General features: G+C 44.2%; 18 protein-coding genes. 14 read left to right on the plus strand and 4 right to left on the minus strand.

Annotated elements, in window-relative coordinates:
• The first annotated feature begins 52 nt into the window (after positions 1-52).
• From purM to ablB, 5 genes are all read left to right on the plus strand, one after another.
• Positions 53-1,093, plus strand: coding sequence for a phosphoribosylformylglycinamidine cyclo-ligase (gene purM / locus AKG37_RS17945; RefSeq protein ID WP_060700069.1), 1,041 nt, complete (start codon positions 53-55; stop codon positions 1,091-1,093).
• Positions 1,090-1,659, plus strand: coding sequence for a phosphoribosylglycinamide formyltransferase (gene purN / locus AKG37_RS17950; RefSeq protein WP_060700070.1), 570 nt, complete (start codon positions 1,090-1,092; stop codon positions 1,657-1,659). Before purM ends, purN begins: the two co-directional genes overlap by 4 nt.
• 15 nt (positions 1,660-1,674) lie before the next feature.
• Entirely contained in the window at positions 1,675-3,213 is a 1,539-nt protein-coding gene (gene purH, locus AKG37_RS17955) for a bifunctional phosphoribosylaminoimidazolecarboxamide formyltransferase/IMP cyclohydrolase (protein ID WP_060700071.1), read from the plus strand.
• A gap of 12 nt (positions 3,214-3,225) precedes the next feature.
• Complete coding sequence (gene purD / locus AKG37_RS17960) at positions 3,226-4,500, plus strand: phosphoribosylamine--glycine ligase (protein ID WP_060700072.1); 1,275 nt, start codon at positions 3,226-3,228, stop codon at positions 4,498-4,500.
• A 327-nt stretch (positions 4,501-4,827) separates the two neighbouring features.
• Complete coding sequence (gene ablB, locus AKG37_RS17965; RefSeq protein WP_060700073.1) at positions 4,828-5,673, plus strand: putative beta-lysine N-acetyltransferase; 846 nt, start codon at positions 4,828-4,830, stop codon at positions 5,671-5,673.
• On the opposite strand, the gene AKG37_RS17970 is transcribed toward ablB, so the two are convergent.
• Complete coding sequence (locus AKG37_RS17970; RefSeq protein WP_060700074.1) at positions 5,668-7,326, minus strand: PucR family transcriptional regulator; 1,659 nt, start codon at positions 7,324-7,326, stop codon at positions 5,668-5,670. The genes ablB and AKG37_RS17970 overlap by 6 nt on opposite strands.
• A gap of 192 nt (positions 7,327-7,518) precedes the next feature.
• Here AKG37_RS17970 and AKG37_RS17975 point away from each other — a divergent pair, with 192 nt between their 5' ends.
• The 4 genes from AKG37_RS17975 to AKG37_RS17990 are packed head-to-tail and all read left to right on the plus strand — an operon-like array spanning position 7,519 to position 11,503.
• A complete protein-coding gene (locus tag AKG37_RS17975) occupies positions 7,519-8,883 on the plus strand; it encodes an aspartate aminotransferase family protein (protein WP_060700075.1) in 1,365 nt (454 codons plus the stop codon).
• Positions 8,884-8,895: 12 nt separating this feature from the next.
• The gene (locus AKG37_RS17980; RefSeq protein WP_060700076.1) at positions 8,896-9,582 is read left to right on the plus strand and encodes a CoA transferase subunit A; all 687 of its coding nucleotides are present in this window, start codon (positions 8,896-8,898) and stop codon (positions 9,580-9,582) included.
• Positions 9,558-10,223: a 3-oxoacid CoA-transferase subunit B gene (locus AKG37_RS17985; protein WP_060700077.1), complete on the plus strand. Its 666-nt coding sequence runs from the start codon at positions 9,558-9,560 to the stop codon at positions 10,221-10,223. The genes AKG37_RS17980 and AKG37_RS17985 overlap by 25 nt, the downstream gene beginning before the upstream one ends.
• A gap of 14 nt (positions 10,224-10,237) precedes the next feature.
• Entirely contained in the window at positions 10,238-11,503 is a 1,266-nt protein-coding gene (locus AKG37_RS17990) for a peptidase (RefSeq protein WP_060700078.1), read from the plus strand.
• A 41-nt stretch (positions 11,504-11,544) separates the two neighbouring features.
• Here the strand turns inward: AKG37_RS17990 and AKG37_RS17995 are convergent, their stop codons facing one another.
• Complete coding sequence (locus AKG37_RS17995; RefSeq protein ID WP_060700079.1) at positions 11,545-11,766, minus strand: YgaP family membrane protein; 222 nt, start codon at positions 11,764-11,766, stop codon at positions 11,545-11,547.
• 124 nt (positions 11,767-11,890) lie between these two features.
• Between AKG37_RS17995 and AKG37_RS18000 the strand changes: the two genes are divergently transcribed.
• Entirely contained in the window at positions 11,891-13,633 is a 1,743-nt protein-coding gene (locus tag AKG37_RS18000; RefSeq protein WP_060700080.1) for an adenine deaminase C-terminal domain-containing protein, read from the plus strand.
• A 518-nt stretch (positions 13,634-14,151) separates the two neighbouring features.
• Positions 14,152-14,466 carry a YerC/YecD family TrpR-related protein gene (locus tag AKG37_RS18005; RefSeq protein WP_024424524.1) on the plus strand — a complete coding sequence of 105 codons (315 nt, stop codon included), beginning with the start codon at positions 14,152-14,154 and terminating at the stop codon, positions 14,464-14,466.
• Positions 14,467-14,616: 150 nt separating this feature from the next.
• Here AKG37_RS18005 and AKG37_RS18010 read toward each other — a convergent pair whose 3' ends face one another.
• Positions 14,617-16,197, minus strand: a complete 1,581-nt coding sequence (locus tag AKG37_RS18010; RefSeq protein ID WP_060700081.1) for an FMN-binding glutamate synthase family protein — start codon at positions 16,195-16,197, stop codon at positions 14,617-14,619.
• A gap of 139 nt (positions 16,198-16,336) precedes the next feature.
• Here AKG37_RS18010 and AKG37_RS18015 point away from each other — a divergent pair, with 139 nt between their 5' ends.
• Entirely contained in the window at positions 16,337-16,567 is a 231-nt protein-coding gene (locus AKG37_RS18015; RefSeq protein WP_060700082.1) for a hypothetical protein, read from the plus strand.
• A 44-nt stretch (positions 16,568-16,611) separates the two neighbouring features.
• Here AKG37_RS18015 and AKG37_RS18020 read toward each other — a convergent pair whose 3' ends face one another.
• On the minus strand, positions 16,612-16,821 hold the full coding sequence (locus AKG37_RS18020) for a hypothetical protein (protein ID WP_237697850.1): 210 nt from the start codon (positions 16,819-16,821) through the stop codon (positions 16,612-16,614).
• Positions 16,822-17,002: 181 nt separating this feature from the next.
• On the opposite strand from AKG37_RS18020, the gene pcrB reads away from it, so the two are divergent.
• On the plus strand, positions 17,003-17,695 hold the full coding sequence (gene pcrB, locus AKG37_RS18025) for a heptaprenylglyceryl phosphate synthase (protein WP_060700083.1): 693 nt from the start codon (positions 17,003-17,005) through the stop codon (positions 17,693-17,695).
• A gap of 57 nt (positions 17,696-17,752) precedes the next feature.
• A complete protein-coding gene (gene pcrA, locus AKG37_RS18030) occupies positions 17,753-19,975 on the plus strand; it encodes a DNA helicase PcrA (RefSeq protein ID WP_060700084.1) in 2,223 nt (740 codons plus the stop codon).

The following is a 19,975-nucleotide window of genomic DNA, read 5'->3' on the forward strand; positions in this document are numbered from 1 at the left end:
TTCATTCTGCCGAAAATAAATGGAAGAGAAGCAGCCAAAAGGAGTGAATGGGATGTCAGAAGCATATAAAAACGCCGGTGTCGACATCGAAGCAGGATACGAAGCCGTCAAACGAATGAAAACACACGTAGAACGTACAAAACGAGCAGGTGTCATGGGCGCTCTAGGTGGATTTGGCGGGATGTTTGATTTATCAGAGCTGCCATATAAAAAGCCCGTTCTTGTTTCAGGAACAGATGGTGTCGGAACGAAATTGAAGCTTGCCTTTTTAATGGATCAACACGATACGATCGGCGTAGATGCCGTGGCGATGTGTGTGAACGATGTGCTGGCACAAGGGGCAGAGCCGCTCTTTTTCTTAGATTACTTAGCAGTCGGCAAAGCAGATCCTGTGAAAATTGAATCAATCGTTAAAGGTGTGGCTGATGGCTGTGAGCAGTCTGGTTCAGCGCTTGTCGGCGGAGAGACAGCAGAAATGCCGGGTCTTTACACAGAAGATGAATATGATATTGCTGGTTTTTCTGTAGGTGTCGTTGAAAAGGATGAAATCGTGACAGGAGACAGCATCAAAGAAGGACACTTGCTTATTGGACTCAGCTCAAGTGGAATTCATAGCAATGGATACTCTCTCGTTCGTAAAGTATTGCTGGAAGACGCTGGTCTGGACCTGCATCAAACGTACGAGCCTTTTACAAGACCGCTTGGAGAAGAGCTTCTTGAACCGACGAAAATTTATGTAAAGCCCGTCCTTAAACAAGTGAAAGCCGGCAAGATTGATGGCATGGCACATGTAACAGGCGGCGGCTTTATTGAAAATTTACCACGTATGCTGCCTGAAGGGCTTGGTGTTGAGATTGATAACGGCTCATGGCCAGTACCGCCAATTTTCTCTTTTATTCAAGAAAAAGGTCTGCTGAAGGCAGAAGAGATGTTCAATGTGTTTAATATGGGCATTGGTTTTGTTTTAGCGGTAAAAGAGGATGATCTTGTCGAAGTGATCAGAGGACTTGAACAAGATGGCGAGAAAGCCTTTCTCATCGGTCGTGTTCAAAAAGGCGAAGGTGTCACATTCGGCGGTGGAAGCCTCTCATGAAGAAGTTTGCGATCTTCGCCTCTGGAAGCGGGACGAATTTTCAAGCCATTATTGATACATTAAAAGAAGAACAGTGGCAGGCAGAGGCCGCCATTGTGATTTGTGATAAACCGGGTGCAAAGGTGCTGGAGCGTGCTGAGAAAGAGGGCATTCCCTCCTTTGCATTTACCCCGAAGGCTTTTCCGAATAAAGCCGCTTTCGAACAAACGATCATTGAACAGCTTAGACTTCATGAAGTGGAATGGGTTTTCCTTGCTGGGTATATGAGGTTGATCGGTCCGACATTACTTGAAGCATTCAGAGGGAAAATTGTGAATATCCATCCGTCTTTGCTGCCAGCCTTCCCAGGGCTTGATGCCATTGGACAAGCCTATCAAGCTGGCGTCAGAGTGGCAGGTATCACCGTCCATTTTGTCGACGAAGGCATGGATACAGGTCCGATTATTGACCAAGCGTCCATTTACATCGAACAAGGGGAAGAGCTTGAATCGATTGAAAAAAGAATGCATGAACTAGAACACACACTATATCCAAAAGTGATCAAATCACTTTTAGAATTATCTTAATGAGGTGACGAAGGCATGACAATCAAACGCGCATTAATCAGTGTTTCCGATAAAACAAATCTAGTACCTTTTGTGAAAGAACTAACAGAACTTGGTGTTGAAGTCATTTCAACTGGAGGTACACACAAACTTCTTCAAGAGAACGGCATTGATGTCATTGGGATTTCTGAAGTGACTGGATTCCCTGAAATCATGGACGGACGTCTCAAAACACTTCACCCAAACATTCATGGTGGACTATTGGCAGTGAGAGAAAACGAAGATCATATGGCACAGATTGAAAAGCATGGTATTCAGCCAATTGACCTTGTTGTCGTGAATCTCTATCCATTCAAAGAAACAATTTCAAAAGACGATGTGACGTATGAAGAAGCGATTGAAAACATTGATATTGGCGGACCAGGAATGCTTCGTGCAGCATCTAAAAACCATCAAGACGTAACAGTAATTGTCGATCCTCGTGATTATGATACAGTCGTTCAGCAAATCAAAGAAGGCGGCGTGTCATTAGAGAAAAAACGAGAGCTTGCAGCAAAGGTATTCCGTCATACGGCGGCTTACGATGCGTTGATTGCGGATTACTTAACGAACTTTGTTGGTGAAACAGAGCCAGAACAATTCACTGTCACGTTTGAGAAAAAACAATCCCTTCGTTATGGAGAAAACCCGCACCAAGCGGCGACTTTCTATGAAAATGCTCTTCCAAGCAAAGGTTCGTTGGCTACTGCAAAGCAATTACATGGAAAAGAGCTTTCCTACAACAATATCAAAGATGCAGATGCCGCTCTTCAAATTGTGCGTGAATTCTCCGAGCCAGCAGCTGTTGCTGTAAAGCATATGAACCCATGCGGCGTTGGTACAGGAGAAACGATTGCAGAAGCATTTGACCGTGCATTCAAAGCAGATGAAACCTCTATTTTTGGCGGCATTGTGGCACTTAACCGTGAAGTAGACAAGCAAACGGCTGAAGCTCTGCATACGATTTTCTTAGAAATTGTCATTGCCCCATCCTTTAGCCAAGAAGCACTTGATGTGTTAACAGCGAAAAAGAATCTTCGTTTATTAACACTAGATGTAGAAGCGGATCTCGGGAAAAAAGAAAAGCAACTGACAAGTGTCCATGGCGGATTGCTCGTTCAGGATATCGACACGTACGGCTTAGAGGAAGCAACGATTTCGATCCCGACGAAGAGAGAACCGACTGAAGACGAATGGAAAGACTTAAAGCTCGCTTGGAAAGTCGTCAAGCATGTGAAATCAAATGCGATCGTTTTAGCAAAGGATCAAATGACAGCAGGTATTGGTGCAGGTCAAATGAACCGTGTCGGCTCAGCGAACATTGCGATTGAGCAAGCAGGTGAAAAAGCAAAAGGAAGTGCACTAGGCTCTGATGCATTTTTCCCAATGGGCGATACGGTGGAAGCTGCTGCGAAGGCAGGCGTCACAGCAATCATTCAGCCAGGCGGTTCCATTCGTGATGAAGAATCGATTCAAAAGGCAGATGAATACGGCATTGCCATGGTCTTCACTGGCGTTAGACATTTCAAACATTAAGGGGATGACAGTGTGAACGTATTAATTATCGGCAGAGGCGGAAGAGAGCATACCATCGCATGGAAAGTGAATCAAAGTGAACTTGTCAGCCAAGTATTTGTCGCACCCGGCAATGATGGAATGACAGATGCTGCGAAGCTTGTATCAATCGACGAAGGCGATCATGAGGCATTAATTCGTTTTGCAAAAGAAAACGAGATCGGCTTAACCATTGTCGGCCCAGAGGTTCCTTTAATTGCTGGTGTGGTGGATGCATTTCAAGAGGCAGGACTAAAGGTATTTGGACCGAATGCAAAAGCTGCGGTCATCGAAGGTTCAAAGGAATTTGCAAAAGACTTAATGAAAAATTATGATATCCCAACAGCCGCTTATGCTACCTTCACATCGTTCAAAGAAGCGAAGGCATATGTGGAAGAAAAGGGTGCGCCGATTGTGATTAAAGCAGACGGTCTCGCCGCAGGAAAAGGCGTGACAGTTGCGATGACACTTGAAGAGGCGATCGACTGTCTGCATGATTTCTTAGAGGATGAAAAGTTTGGCGATGCCAGTGCATCTGTTGTTATCGAAGAATTTTTAACAGGCGAGGAATTTTCACTAATGGCCTTTGTCAATGGAGAAAAGGTGTACCCGATGGTGATTGCGCAGGATCACAAGCGGGCCTTTGAAGATGACAAAGGGCCGAACACTGGCGGGATGGGGGCTTATTCACCAGTTCCGCAAATTTCAGATGAAGTCGTCCAAAAAGCGGTGGAGAACGTCGTCATACCGGCGGCTCGTGCGATGGTGCAGGAAGAGCGTCCGTTTACAGGCATTTTATATGCAGGCTTAATGCTGACACCAGAAGGCTCAAAGGTCATTGAATTCAATGCACGCTTTGGCGACCCTGAAACGCAGGTGGTGCTCCCTCGTCTAGAATCAGATCTAGTCCAAGTATTCCTAGATATTCTAGATGGAAAAGATGTAGACTTGCAGTGGAAAGACACTGCGGCTGTCAGTGTGGTTCTTGCTTCAGAAGGATACCCGGAGGACTACGCAAAAGGTACGCCGATCGGTGCTTTGCAAACAACAGTGTCTGACGTTGTGACCTTCCACGCAGGAACAAAAAAGGAAAACGATCAATTCGTCACAAATGGAGGTCGTGTAGCGAATGTAACCGCATTTGACGAAACATTCGAAGCGGCAAGAACAAGAGTGTATGAAGCGGTTGAAGAAATCATTCAGCCCGGTCTATTTTACCGTCGTGACATTGGCGCCCGTGCGCTGAAAGCTGCGGGGAAAACCGTATAATTAAAACACCTTTCTATCTGACGAGATGGAAAGGTGTTTTTTGTTCGTGAGAAGGGATGATGCGCGAATAAGAAGAAGTAGTATGGGATTGCAGATGAATTGGGAGGAAACATGGAAATCAAAGCATTTATGATCTTTACAATCGTCATACTCACTTGATTTTTAATTTCTATAAATCACATTATGTATGTGGCAATCAAGCAAAAGAGAATCAGAAAGGGTTCAGCCATTAGTTATATGATACTTTCAATTTTTTCTGGCATCGCTATTTCTTCATTTCTAATTTGGAAGTTCTTTATTAGCTGATTCATAAGAGAGGATGAGTGTATGGTGCAATTGAAGAAACTTGCAAACGAGCGTTTTTCTGCTTTGATCTGTATGGATTCATTTAATGAGCGAATTCGTTTAGATGATTACAGCGGCAGGGTGCAGGATGTGATTCAGTCTGTTCTTCAGGAAGCGGCGGACTGCAAGGCTTCTAAGGTTATTGTAAAAGTCAGGCGTGAGCATATGCCTCTTTTTTTAGAAAAAGGCTTTCGGCTTGAAGGCGTGTTTTCTCATTATTTTCTTGGAAGTGATGCGTATGGCATGTCACTCTTTCTGACGGAGGATCGAATGAACAGCCCGTATTGGCTGAAGGAAGATGAGATCGTCTCAACCATTCAAGCGAAGCAGATTAAAAAAGACCAAGGCACTTGGCAGGATGAGTATGTGATGAGGAAAGCGGATACGCAGGATATTCACAAGCTGGCAAAGCTCTATGATACCGTCTTTGAAACGTATCCTACGCCAATGAATGAGCCAGATTACATCCAAAAGGTGATGGAGGAAGGGACGGTTTTTTATGCCGTTGAACATGACGGGCATATTGTGAGTGCAGCATCCGCTGAAATCAATGCGCCGTATGGTCATGCGGAATTAACAGATTGTGCAACCCTTCCATCATATAGAAAACTAGGATTCATGCATCATTTGATTCTAGCACTCGAAAAGGAACTTCAATCCATGCACATTTATGTCTTTTATTCTCTCGCACGTGCACTGTCCTATGGAATGAATCAAGTGTTTTATCAGCTCGGCTATACGTATACCGGGCGCTTCCAAAATAATTGCTATATTTTTGACAAAATTGAAGATATGAATCTATGGGTGAAAACGCCGAATGAATCATGAAATGGTTCTCATCTGATCAAGCAGACCAGAAAGGCGGTACGCCATAATACTAAGCTGCAGCTTCATCCGGTCATCAGTGGATTTGAGGCTGCAGCCTGTTCTCGTTTCAATTTGTTTCAACCGGTAGCTTAATGTATGTCGATGAATAAATAATTCCCCCGCAGATTTTTGAATATTTTCATTGTGTGCCAAATACACTTCGAGTGTATGGATCAGGTCAGCCCCTTGTTTCTTCGTATAAAGCAAAGGGCTTAACAGCTCTACATAAAAGTCATGCAAATTCATACCCGCTTCATTCATTTCAAGAAGCATGCCGTATAAGCCGAGCTTCTGATAATGAATGATGCTTTCGTCTGTTTTTAAAAGCGGCAGAAGTCTTGCTGCATACTGCGCTTCCTTTGCGCTTTTTGCAAAAAGACTGATCTGGTCATAGGCTCTACCGATGCCAATGACAATCGGATGGACGGGGAAAAAATAAGACCAAGTGCTCCGGCACTCCTCTGATGCACGATACCACTCCGTTTCTTGAAACGCTTTTTTTCCTGCTGGTGTCAGGACAAAAATGGAATCGAGCCTTGCCTTTAATAAATAAGGAATATGTCTGCGTTCAAATATCGACGTAAGTAATTGAGAAAGGCGCTGCATCATTTGGTGATCGAGCTGTGTGTGCTGATGCTGAAATTGAAAGTAGATGACCACCTGTTCATCGCTCATATCATATTGCAGCTTTCTTGCTTGCTCGATGACATAGCTTTCTTCTGTATATTGCTGCTGCAACATATCATCTAATAAGTGTCCCTGCATTTGGTTTTCTGTATCTTGAATGGCTTTTTGCTTCAGCCATTCAATCGCATACACCGCCCCGGCATGCTCGATGGCGATTGCGTCGAGATGGTGCCACGTTTCTTTTTTCTTTAAAGCCACAATAAACCCAAAAATATCGCCCATTGCAATGACGGGGCACGCAGCCAGAACAAACGCACCGCACGTGTCATAGACGAGCCGCCCTTTCTCCTCAGCCTGCTTGAGAAGAGGTGTCGTTTCAATTGGTTCGTGATCTGTTTGAAAGCCAAATGCAGGAGAATACGTTACTTCGTCTGTTTCGAGGTGAGCCGCTGTTTGATGTAAAAATACATCTAGCACGACAATATTTGCCGCAGTGAGATGTGCTAGTTCATCTGTAATTTGCGTGACGTTTTTATTGCTGACATTTAAATGGGTCAACCTTTGATGAATGGCTGAAGAATATTTCAGTTGATGGAGCTGGCTGCTGACGATTTGCTCTAGGACGGCTTTTGTAATGTCTGAGAAATTGACATGTGAAGGAATCTCGATGAGTGGAATGCCGCTGTTTTTTGCCGCTTGAATGAGTGATGCAGGGATTTCTGTTAAGTACACACCTTTATAAATGGCAATGGCGGATAGACGATCAGATTGAATCAGCTCTTCAAGCCGGGCGCATCTTTCTTTATTTTCTGCAAGTCCAAAACCAGTTGTGACAAGTAATTCCCCTTCGGAAAGTCTGGAAGTGTCCTCGATAATTTCCACAATGGTCACCCACTGAATGAGGCGGTCCAATCCATTTTCCCCAGCAAGCAGCTTTGTTTCCTTCATGATATCAAGCGAGAGTGCATCTTTGACGAGAATCGCCATAGACTCATGACCTCCTTTTGAACACTCTTATACACGATGTATAAAAAATGCGTCTGAAATTCGGGCATGTGGCGAATGGAGGATGACTGCCCTCTTGATTAAGCTAATCTTATAACAAGTATACAAAATTTTCTTGCGATTCATGAAAAAAAGAAAGATGCAGCTGCTGACGAGAGAGGGAGGAATGGCAAAGTGGAGACCCGGGATTACTTAATCAAACCGATATTGAATCAGCATTATCCTGTGGCTGTAAAAGGAGAGGGAATTTATTTATATGATCGGGACGGAAAAAAATATTTAGACGGCTCATCTGGTGCTGTCACCGCTAGTATTGGACATGGCATACGAGACATTATTGATGCCATGACAGAGCAAGCGGAAAAAGTGAGCTTTACGTACAGGTCACAATTCACAAATGAACCAGCAGAAGAACTTGCCTATGAATTGAGTACGCTTTGTCCAGGTAACCTGAACTGGTCTTTTTTTGTCGGAAGCGGGTCAGAGGCAACGGAAACTGCGATGAAAATTGCGATTCAGCATTGGCAGGAGCGGGGAAAGGCTGAAAAGAATCACATTATCTCAAGATGGATGAGTTATCACGGCATCACACTCGGTGCGCTGTCGATGTCAGGACATATTGCAAGGAGAGAGCGCTTTGAACCACTGCTTGAAAAGCATCCGGTGCTGTCACCGCCATATAGCTACCGTTCATGGCTGCCAAAGGAAGAAAGTAAGCAGGTCGAATGGTATGTCCAGGAATTTAAAACGGTCATTCAGCGTATAGGAAAAGAGAGGATTGCGGCTTTTATTGCAGAACCAATTGTTGGAGCAGCAGGAGCGGCACTTGTACCGCCAGATGGATATTTTGAGGCAATGAAGCGTGTCTGTGAGGAAAACGATATTTTAATGATTGCAGATGAAGTCATGACAGGCTTTGGACGAACTGGGAAAATGTTTGCCATGGAACATTGGGGCGTCGTCCCAGACATTATGGTGCTTGGAAAAGGCATGAGTGCCGGCTATTCACCGATTGCGGCAGCTGTCTCAGCGGATCATGTGATCGAACCGATTCTTAGCGGCTCAGGTGCTGTGATGGCAGGTCACACATATAGTGGCAATCCGCTTTCAGCAGCCGTCTCACTGGCTGTCATTCGATATATGAAAAAACACCAGCTTCCAGAACGAGCTGATCTGTCTGGCCGATATTTAATGAATGCTTTAAAGGATTTGCAAACAAACCATTCCATCATAGGAGATGTGAGAGGAAAGGGGCTGCTCATTGGCATTGAGTTTGTCGCAGACCGATTATCGAAAACACCATTTCCTGCCCATGCTCAAATGACGCATTTAGTCGTTGAGACGGCCAAGCAACATGGTTTGCTTGTTTATCCAGCAAGCGCTGGAGAGGATGGGGTGGGAGGTGCAGCGGTTATGATCGCACCGCCGCTTTCCATCACGCAGCAGGAGATGGATGAACTTATTCATTTATTCGGGCAGACAATGACGCAGGTCGAACAGGAAGTCATCAACCGAGGGTTTTTCCCATCTGCGATGTAGGGAGGAAAGAGGATGAACAAAACAGCGAGTCTTGATGAAGTGATCACGCGTTTTAAGGACGGGATGACCATTATGTTTGGCGGATTTGGCGGTGTGGGGTCCCCGCCATCATTGATCGATGCCATCCTAGAAGCCAATATAAAAGACCTGACACTGATCGGAAACGATGCAGGCTTCCCGCAAATCGGTGTTGGCCGGCTGATCACAGAAGGAAGAGTCAAGAAAATCATTGCTTCTCATATTGGCTCAAATCCAGTTGCCGGGCAGAAAATGCAGGCGGGTACACTAGACGTTCTTTTTTACCCGCAGGGCATCCTAGCGGAAAAGATCAGGGCAGGCGGCATGGGTTTAGCAGGCATTGTGACAGATGTCGGCATGGATAGCCTCAATCTCGATGAGAAACAGCTCGTGCCACTAAACGGAAAGAAATATATCCTTGAACCTGCATTGACAGCGGATATCGCCATTGTAAATGCCCTCAAAGCTGATGAAGCAGGCAACCTGATTTTTGATAAAAGTGCACGGAATACAAATCCGATCGTGGCGATGGCAGGAGATTGGACCATTGCGGAAGTAGAAGAGATAGTGCCTGTGGGCAGGCTTCATCCAGAAGAAATCGTGACACCAGGCGTATTTGTGAACCAGATCGTGCAATCAAAAGGAGTGAACTGGACATGGGCATGGGAGACATCGATTTAAGACACCGCATAGCCAAACGCGCGGCACAGGAAATTGAAGACGGCATGATTGTGAATCTTGGGATCGGCATCCCGACCCTTGCGGCTGAATACATCCCGCCGCATTACCGGGTGTGGCTGCATGCTGAAAACGGCATTATGGGGGCGGGAGCTTCACCAGTACGAGGAGAAGAAGATCCGAATTTGTGCAATGCAGGCGGTTTTCCAATTACGTTAACAAAAGGCGGCTCATATATGGACAGTACAACCGCTTTTGGCATCATTCGAAAAGGAATGCTGGATATGACGATTTTAGGTGCACTTGAAGTCAGCAGTCAGGGGGATCTTGCGAATTGGATTGTACCAGGTAAACGGGTACCGGGTATGGGTGGAGCAATAGAGCTCGCGCAAAAGGCAAAAAAGGTTGTAGTGGTGATGAGCCACCTTGATAAACACGGACAATCAAAGGTGAAATCAACCTGTACGCTACCCTTAACCGCTAAATCTTGTGTGGACCTGATTATTACGGATATGGCGGTCATTGAGGTCAAATCACAGCTGCTCATTTTACGTGAAGTCATGCCGCCGTTTCAGCCGGAAGATGTCATGAGGGCGACGGAGGCACCGTTAATTTTAGCGCCTGATGTTAAATCTGTTGTGTAGAAAGGATGACCAACTTGCAGCCAATTACACGTATCAGAAGCTGGATGGAAGAGCATAAGGAGGAGGCGATTACGCTTCTTCAGCAAATGGTGCAATGTGAAAGCACACAAGGAAATGAGGAAGAAGTACAGCAAATTGTAGCAAATAAGCTTTCCGCCATTGGCTTCGATGTGGACGTATGGGACATCGGCGGCGATGAGTTGCTGGAACATCCATATTTTTATTCCCCGAGGCAGTCTTTTAAAGGAAGCCCCAATGTCGCCGGACGTTTGAAAGGAAAAGGGGGCGGCAAATCGATTTTATTAAATGGCCACGTAGATGTTGTTCCTGCAGGAGATACGAAGCAATGGACATATCCGCCCTACAGCGGGCATATCATAAACGGGAGACTTTATGGACGCGGGGCAACAGATATGAAAGGTGGAAACGTTTCTTTACTTTTTGCACTAGAGGCACTGCATGCGCTTCAGATTCCGCTGAAGGGAGATGTCGTGTTTCATAGTGTCGTCGAAGAAGAGAGCGGCGGGGCAGGCACACTTGCAGCCATACTGAGAGGGTATACAGCAGATGCTGCCATCATTCCAGAACCAAGTCATATGAAAATCTTTCCGATTCAGCAGGGATCTAAATGGTTTAGACTGCATATTAAAGGAAGGGCGGCTCATGGCGGAACAAGATATCACGGCGTTTCCGCTATTGAAAAGAGTACGATTGTTCTTTCACATGTAGCGGCACTTGAAGAAAAAAGAAATCAGCGAATCACCGAGCCGCTGTTTCAGCATATCCCGATTCCGATCCCCATCAATATCGGGAAAATTCAAGGCGGTGATTGGCCATCCTCTGTAGCAGATCTTGTCACAATGGAAGGCAGACTCGGCGTGATGCCGGGTGAGACGGTAGATCAGGCAGAGAAGGAATTAGAACATTGGATGGCTGGACTTGGAGAAAAAGATGAATGGTTCAAAGAACATCCTGTGGAGGTCGAATGGTTTGGGGCAAGATGGCTGCCAGGTTCAATCGACTCTGATCATCCACTTCTAGGTTTATTGAAGGAACAATATGAAGCGGTCATGAAGCAGCCGCCAAAGGTCGAAGCCGCCCCTTGGGGAACCGACGGCGGATTATTGTCACAGGCAGCAGGTATCCCGATCATCGTGTTTGGCCCTGGAACAACGGAGCTTGCCCATTTTCCGAATGAATCTATCGACATTGATCATGTGATAGAAGCAGCAGAAATTATTGCAGGGACAATGGTCGAATGGTGTGAAGCAGCGGAATGATGAAAGCAGCGGAAAATAAGCACAAAAAAAAGAAGGCTGCCCTACTCAGCCTTCTCTTTATGTGTGTCCTGCTGCTCGCACATATACGTCACTGGACAAAAACGAAGAATACCAGATCCCAGTTTCATACCGCCAAACATAATGCTGAAAAGGAGCATTTTACTCCATGGTTTTCTAGCATATAAAGCTCCAGCCACAGTACATATTGTCATTCCGCAGGCAATTCTAATGAGCGCTTCCATTAAGCCGAGATTAGGTTTCATTGAAGGTAAATCTCCTTTTTAAAATATTTTAAGTGTGATTTCAAGAAATTGTAACGTTTCATTAATGCGTAACGTGGTTCGTTATGTTACGATAGGGCTAATACAAATGAAGGAGAGTATGTGAATGTCCGAACGTACTTTTAATTGGAGAAACAATGACATCCGCACACAAATCGATGTAGTCGACTCAAAAATAGTTCCAACACTCCTTTTAACGAATGGACTCGTGCTTAACCCGTTTTTAAAGCAATGGGTGAAGGCAAATATTTGGATACATGATGATCGAATTGTTTATGTCGGAGCAGAGCTTCCTCAAAATAAATCAGCTAAACGTGTAATTGATTGTGAAGGGAAATATATTGTGCCTGGGTATATAGAGCCTCACGCGCATCCGTTCCATATTTATAATCCCCAATCACTTGCAGAATATGTGTCTCAATTTGGCACAACAACCATGGTTAGCGATAACCTATTTCTTCTTTTGCAAAGCAATGAAAAGAAAGCGCTTTCCACTCTGTGTGAATTAAAACAGCAGCCATTTCAATATTTCTGGTGGTCCAGATATGATCTTCAAACAGAGGTCAGATACGAAGATGAGATGCTGCCAATCAACTACCGTAAGGAATGGATTGACCATCCTGACGTTCTTCAAGGCGGCGAATTAACAAGCTGGCCAAGGCTGATGGACGGTGATGATCTCATTTTATATTGCATGCAAGAAACGAAAAAGCAGAGAAAACGAATTGAAGGGCATTTCCCTGGGGCTTCTGAGAAAACGCTAACAAAAATGAAGCTGTTTGGCGCGGACAGTGATCATGAAGCGATGAATGCGGACGATGTGCTAAAACGTTTATCCCTTGGCTATCATGTCTCATTAAGGCATTCTTCCATCCGCCCAGATTTAGTAAACATTTTAAGAGAACTGCATGATCGTGATTTTAGGCACTATGATCACTTTTTCTATACAACAGATGGTGCTGCGCCTCATTTTTATGAGGAAGGAATGATTAATCGCTTAATTTCCATTGCCCTTGAAGAAGGCGTGCCGATTATCGATGCGTATAATATGGCGACATTTAACATTGCGAAATATTATCAGATTGATGATTTACTAGGTGTTGTCGGTCCAGGCCGGCTGGCTTCTGTGAATATTTTAGATGATCCAATGAACCCAAATCCTGAAACGGTCATATCTAAAGGGGTTATCCTCAAATTAGATGGCGAGAACCAGCATCAATTCCAAGAAACAAAATGGGAAAATGGCGGGCTTGTTCCATTAGATTTAGGCTATGACCTGACGATGAGTGACTTGCAATTCTCTATGCCGCTAGGTGTCAAAATGAGAAATGCTGTCATCATGGAGCCTTACACAGTGGAAATTGATAACTCGGTTAACCAGCTTTCATGTGACCATGATCAAAGCTTCTTTAGCCTGATAGATCGAAAAGGCGAATGGCGTGTAAATACGATGCTAAAAGGTTTCGCAAATAAAGTGCAAGGCTTTGTCAGCTCGTTTTCGCTCACGGGTGACATTTTAGTCATCGGGAAAAATAAAGCAGATATGATGCTGGCACATAAGCGAATGAAAGAAATTGGCGGGGGAATCGTACTCACAGAGAACGGGAAAATTTTGCACGAAATCCCGCTGCAATTATCAGGCTGTGCATCGGCTGAACAGTTTGAGACGGTTCTTCAGCAGGAACAAACATTGCGTGAGCTGCTTATTGAGCGCGGATACCCATTTGACTGCCCTATTGATACACTTGTCTTTTTCCAAAGTACACATTTGCCGTACATTCGAGTGACACCAAGAGGAATATTTGATGTCATGAAAAAAACTGTACTCTTTCCGTCTATAATGCGTTAAAATATAACAGAGTGGAGCTGTATCATATTTGCCGTATTTCTGACAGCTGTTATAGGGCAGAAGTGAGCAAAGGTTCTCTTCACTGCCATGTAAGTGAAATGGATCTTATGTGGAGCTGTTGACAAAGCAGAGGGCTTTGACATGACGAATGAAGTACCCTAATTGTAAAATGAATCTGTCGGTTACGCTGACCGGCCAACATATTTTGAATGATAGAGTAAGGCGGGGCGCGTTTGTCGTCTCGCCAAGCTTTCGAAGTGATCTTTATACCGGAAGCAAACAAGTTTGTCAGATTGTCGAACAAGGAAAATGACAGAACTTGTCGAATTTGTTTACGATAAAGAAGCTTCGGCTTACGAAAGAACCTGACGGCATTTTCAGCGCAGAACCAAACCTGTCATGATCTGTTCAAAGCTCATTGCTGAGGTTTTAAAAAAATTAGTCAGGAAAGATACCGCTTTCCCGGAAGAAGATCGTGCGAAGCGGTGTGGCAATAGTAAAGGAGAAGATGTATTAAGATGCAAATTGATAAATTAAGGGGCAAAAGTTTAGATCAGTTATTCAACTCCATCTTATCCCTTAAAGACCTGGAAGAATGCTATCGATTCTTTGATGATTTGTGTACCATCAATGAAATCCAATCTTTATCACAGCGTCTTGAAGTAGCACGTATGCTTCGCGAGGGAAACACGTATCATAAAATTGAGACGGAAACAGGTGCGAGCACCGCAACTATCTCACGTGTCAAACGCTGTTTGAACTACGGCAATGATGCCTATACGATGGCACTTGACCGCGTAGCAGAACAGCAGGAAAATAACGAAACAAAATAAAGCAGCCTTCACTGTAAACAATCCCATTCACGAAAATGGATTTGTTTACAGTTTTTTTATGGAGAGTACGATGAGATAAGCAGGATTAACAAAGGCTCGCCCATAGCTAAAAAGTTAATGAAAAAAGGTGCGTTTTCGCACCTTTTCAAGCTAGACAGATGATTGTGTGCCTGAGAACATTGGCACTTCACTTGTTTGGCCATTCTCTTGTCTAAAGATAATATGTTTTTCATTAAAATGAATAGGCGACTCTATTCCCGCAGCTGCGGATAAGTTAAACAAACCTTCTCTAAGAGACAGGATATAATTGCATACTCGGTATTTCTTTTCTTCAATCGATAAACCTCTTTGCAGCTTTGAATCTGTTGTAGCGACACCGACTGGGCATTTATTCGTGTGGCATACTTGTGCGCGAATGCATCCGACTGAAAACATAAGTCCTCTGGCAATATTCACAAAGTCAGCACCCATCGAAAGGGCAATCGCAATTTTATCAGGCGAGAGAAGCTTACCAGAAGCAAAGAGCTTCACCCGATCTCTGACACCGTATTCCTTCAATATTTGATGAACCATAGGGAGTGCCGTGAAAATTGGAAGCCCAGCGGAATCTGCCAATTCATGAAAGGACGCTCCTGTGCCGCCTTCCCCGCCATCAACTGTAATGAAATCAGGGTGTTTTCCGCTCTTTTTCATATAGCTGGCAAGCTCTTCAATGTTTTCTTTATGTCCGACTACAAGCTTAATTCCAACAGGTTTGCCACCTATACTTCGCAGCTCCTCGATGAAATCAAACATGTCAGGGATGGAGTGGAACATCTCAAAGCGGTTTGGGCTGTCAATGGATTGATGAGGCGGCAATTTGCGGATGTTCGCAATTTCTTCGGTCACCTTTTCGCCATCAATATGACCGCCGCGCGTTTTTGCCCCTTGTGCCAGCTTGAGTTCAAACGCTTTGACTTCCTCGTGCTCGCTTTTTTTCTTGAATTCTTCAAAGGAAAATGCGCCATCCTCTGTTCTAACGCCAAATAAACCGGGCCCAATCTGACAAATGATATCGGCGCCGCCTTTGAGATGATAAGGAGAAAGCCCGCCTTCACCTGTGTTCATCCATGTACCGCCGGCCATTTTTAATCCTGAGGATAAAGCTGTAATCGCCCTGTCACCTAAGGAGCCGTAGCTCATGGCGGATTGACCGATCAGGCCTTTCACATGAAAAGGCTTTTGACATGTGTGTTCGCCAATGACTTGTACATCCTCTTGATGGAGAAAGTAAGGCTTTGCTTCGACTTCTTTAAAATGCTCACTTCTTCGCAGTAAATTGTCTTGATCAATTTGATATACTTTCGTTTGAATTTTTTCAGATTGATCGATGCGTAATTCATCCCGCTGCTTTGGAAACAGGACGTTTCGAATGTAATAGCCTGGCTTGTCAAAATCACGTTTTGATCCAAAGCCCATCGTCCGGCTTTTGTACTTCCCAGACATGACGGCTTGCTCGTATTCTCTTCTCGAGAAAGGCAATTCCTCTCGATCATTCAGAAACAAATATTGGCGAAGCTCAGGACCTATTTTTTCAAAGATAAACCGAAGCTTTCCAATGACCGGATAATTTCGCAGGACTGAATGCTCTTCCTGTTTTTCATCCCTTATCCAAATCCAGAAAAATAAAATGATGGGTATGATCAAACAAATGACTAGTAGTGCACCGATGACAAGTAAAGTTGTTGTCACGAAGATCCCTTCTTTCCTCTTTCATTGTAGTTGTTATTCCACTTTTCATGAAAAGAGAAACCACATCAGCATATTGTGACGTTTAGAAATGAAAAGGCGGGGTAACTTACAAATAAGATGATAAGGGGAGGGAACATACATGAATAAGCGTCCAAATGCGTATGTACTTGCAGGATTAGGGGTCGGAGGAGCTGTGTTATTGGCGGTAAAAAATAAACAGCATCTGAAAAAATGGGCAAACATGTTCCGGTCAGTTGAAAAGGTGCCTGAAAAAGCCGGCCACCCCGATCCGTTAGATATTCAAGACAACAAGATGGTCGATGAAGGGGCTATGACATCCGTCCATTATTTTAATGAAGTGAGACAATAGCTTGAAAAAGCCGTTTTGAATGATCAAAACGGTTTTTTTCTTGCCTATAAAAGATCGTTATATAGAAGAGGATCAACAATGCTAAAACCGATCAGCCCTTTATGGTCAGGCGTCGAGAAATGAAATTCAATGCCTAACCATTGATAGGTTGAAAGAGCTTCCTGATCTGTCAAACGTAAAGAAAGCTTATCCTCATATACCGGCGTATTCCGGAGAACTTCTGATTCTTCTGCAAATAACTCCAAACCAGCCACTCGAAATATCAACCTCTTTCAGTAGATTTTTTCATCCATCCTCCAGCAATATTACATAAAGTCACGATCACCCATTTTCAAAAGAATGAAACTTTTAGCTGAAGGAGGTTACCCATTTTTTGCGGTCACTGATTTTGTTATAATATTTAAATGGAATGAAACGAATGGAGGAACGTTTTTCATGTATGATGTTACCGAGTGGAAGCATGTCTTTAAACTCGATCCAAATAAAGAAATCTCCGATGAACAGCTAGAGGCGATTTGCGAATCTGGGACGGATGCCATATTGATTGGCGGCAGTGACAATGTAACAGAGGACAATGTGCTTCAATTGATGTCAAAGGTCCGCCGGTTTCTAGTGCCTTGTGTGCTCGAAATCTCAACACATGAGATGATTGTGCCGGGCTTCGATCTGTATTTCATCCCGACCGTTTTAAACAGCTCTCATCCTGACTGGATTGTTGGGCTTCATAAGGACGCGATGAAGGAATTCGGTGATTTGATGTCAATGGAAGAGATTGTGCCGGAAGGCTATGTGATCTTAAATGAAGATTGTAAGGCGGCCAAGCTCACAGAGGCAAATACAGGGCTGGATATTGATGACGTAAGGGCATATGCAAGAGTGGCAGAGCATTTGATGAAGCTGCCCATTTTTTATCTAGAATACAGCGGAATGCTTGGGGATATAGAGCTTGTGAAAGAAACGAAGGCAGTGCTTCATGAAACAATTCTTTTTTATGGCGGCGGCATTGAGAACGCAAAACAGGCAAAAGACTTCTCGCAGCATGCAGACGTTGTAGTTGTAGGGAACGTCATTTATGACAATTTCAAAGAAGCATTAAAGACAGTCGACGCAGTCAAAAAGTCATCATAGTCAAACAAGACGAAACAGGTTAAAATAGAACATAAGTTCGAATTGGCGGTGAATGGAATGAATGAAATATCGAATCATCTATTAGAAGGGCTGAATGACGCGCAGAGGGAAGCGGTCAAAGCAACAGACGGGCCTTTGCTGTTGATGGCAGGTGCAGGAAGCGGAAAGACACGGGTGCTCACACATCGAATTGCCTACTTGATGGCAGAAAAGCATGTAGCTCCGTGGAACATATTAGCGATTACGTTTACAAATAAAGCAGCACGTGAAATGCGCGAACGTGTCCAGGCTATTTTAGGACCTGGGGCAGATGACATTTGGATCTCTACGTTCCACAGCATGTGTGTCCGCATTTTAAGACGTGATATTGACCGCATCGGTGTGAATCGCAACTTCTCTATTTTAGACACATCTGACCAGCTTTCAGTCATTAAAAACATTTTAAAAGAACGGAATATCGATCCTAAAAAGTTTGATCCACGCAGCATTTTAGGATCGATCAGCAGTGCAAAAAACGAACTTATTGATGCAGAGGAATACGCCAAAACAGCCGGTGATTTCTATGATCAAGTGGTCAGCGACGTCTATACTGATTATCAAAAGCGGTTACTCAAAAACCAATCACTCGATTTTGATGATTTAATTATGATGACGATTCGTCTGTTTGAGCGCATCCCGGAAGTATTAGAGCACTATCAGCGGAAATTCCAATACATTCATGTGGATGAGTATCAGGATACGAACAGAGCGCAGTACATGCTTGTGAAACTGCTTGCTCAGCGTTTTCAAAATATATGTGTTGTCGGCGACTCGGATCAGTCTATTTATCGCTGGCGCGGAGCGGATATTACAAACATTCTCTCCTTTGAAAAAGATTATCCGTCCAGTGAAGTAATTCTGCTTGAGCAAAATTACAGATCGACAAAACGCATTTTGCATGCCGCAAATACGGTCATCCAAAACAATGCAAACCGAAAGCCGAAAAACCTTTGGACAGAAAATGATGAAGGAGCGAAGATTGCCTATTACCGCGCAGATAATGAATTCGGTGAAGGGCAATTTGTCGCAGGAAAGATTCATCAGCTTTATCAGAGCGGTAAGCGCAAATTATCCGATTTTGCGATCCTTTACCGGACGAATGCCCAATCTCGTGTCATAGAGGAAACTTTAATGAAAGCCAACATTCAATACAACATTGTCGGCGGCACGAAGTTCTATGACAGAAAAGAGATCAAGGACATTTTGGCGTACTTACGCCTAGTGGCAAACCCAGATGACGATATTAGTTTTGCGCGAATTGTAAACGTGCCAAAGCGAGGAATCGGTGCGACATCTGTTGATAAAATCGCAGCATATGCGGAGATGAATGATCTGTCTATGTTTGAAGCACTTGGTCAGGTGGATTTCATTGGACTGAGTGCAAGGGCAGCCAATGCGCTTGATGAGTTCAAACAGCTCATTGATCAAATGACAAACATGCAGGATTATTTATCTGTCACTGAATTAACTGAAGAAATTCTAGAGAAAACAGGCTATCGAGAAGCTCTGAAGCTTGAAAAAACGATTGAAGCACAAAGCCGCTTAGAAAATATTGACGAGTTTCTATCTGTCACTAAGAACTTTGAAGAACAAAATGAAGACAAGTCACTTGTGACCTTCCTGACAGATCTTGCCCTCGTTGCAGACATTGATAAGCTGGATGAGAATGAGGAAGAAAATCAGGATGCCGTCATCTTAATGACTCTTCACGCCGCAAAAGGTTTAGAATTCCCTGTTGTTTTCTTAATGGGGATGGAGGAAGGTGTCTTCCCGCACAGCCGTTCACTAATGGAAGATGCAGAAATGGAAGAAGAGCGCCGCCTCGCATACGTAGGCATCACAAGGGCTGAAGAAGAGCTTTATTTATCAAGTGCGAAAATGAGAACACTATTCGGCCGGACGAACATGAATCTTGAATCAAGATTTATTCGAGAAATACCAGCCGATTTATTGGACAACCTAAATGAGAAAAAAGAAACGAAAACACCGTTTGGCCAAACAAGAGAAAGATCGCAAAGACGAGGCCCTGTCTCACGTCCGCAAACACAAACGATTCAAAACACAGGCGGCGGCAATATTGGCTGGGCTGTGGGCGATAAAGCGGCTCATAAAAAATGGGGCGTTGGTACGGTTGTAAGTGTGAAAGGTAGCGGAGACAGCACAGAACTCGATATTGCCTTCCCAAGCCCTACAGGTATTAAGCGTCTTCTCGCAGCATTTGCGCCAATCGAGAAGCAGTAA

It is taken from the genome of Bacillus australimaris (assembly GCF_001307105.1).
Classification (GTDB): Bacteria; Bacillota; Bacilli; order Bacillales; family Bacillaceae; genus Bacillus; species Bacillus australimaris.

Coding starts and splice junctions, on each gene's coding strand:
- AKG37_RS17995 (WP_060700079.1), bottom strand. CDS start 11,766: ATGAAACCTAATCTCGGCTTAATGGAAGCGCTCATTAGAATTGCCTGC.
- AKG37_RS17985 (WP_060700077.1), top strand. CDS start 9,558: ATGGGCATGGGAGACATCGATTTAAGACACCGCATAGCCAAACGCGCG.
- AKG37_RS17980 (WP_060700076.1), top strand. CDS start 8,896: ATGAACAAAACAGCGAGTCTTGATGAAGTGATCACGCGTTTTAAGGAC.
- pcrA (WP_060700084.1), top strand. CDS start 17,753: ATGAATGAAATATCGAATCATCTATTAGAAGGGCTGAATGACGCGCAG.
- purH (WP_060700071.1), top strand. CDS start 1,675: ATGACAATCAAACGCGCATTAATCAGTGTTTCCGATAAAACAAATCTA.
- ablB (WP_060700073.1), top strand. CDS start 4,828: ATGGTGCAATTGAAGAAACTTGCAAACGAGCGTTTTTCTGCTTTGATC.
- AKG37_RS17970 (WP_060700074.1), bottom strand. CDS start 7,326: ATGGCGATTCTCGTCAAAGATGCACTCTCGCTTGATATCATGAAGGAA.
- purN (WP_060700070.1), top strand. CDS start 1,090: ATGAAGAAGTTTGCGATCTTCGCCTCTGGAAGCGGGACGAATTTTCAA.
- AKG37_RS18015 (WP_060700082.1), top strand. CDS start 16,337: ATGAATAAGCGTCCAAATGCGTATGTACTTGCAGGATTAGGGGTCGGA.
- AKG37_RS18000 (WP_060700080.1), top strand. CDS start 11,891: ATGTCCGAACGTACTTTTAATTGGAGAAACAATGACATCCGCACACAA.
- pcrB (WP_060700083.1), top strand. CDS start 17,003: ATGTATGATGTTACCGAGTGGAAGCATGTCTTTAAACTCGATCCAAAT.
- AKG37_RS18005 (WP_024424524.1), top strand. CDS start 14,152: ATGCAAATTGATAAATTAAGGGGCAAAAGTTTAGATCAGTTATTCAAC.
- purM (WP_060700069.1), top strand. CDS start 53: ATGTCAGAAGCATATAAAAACGCCGGTGTCGACATCGAAGCAGGATAC.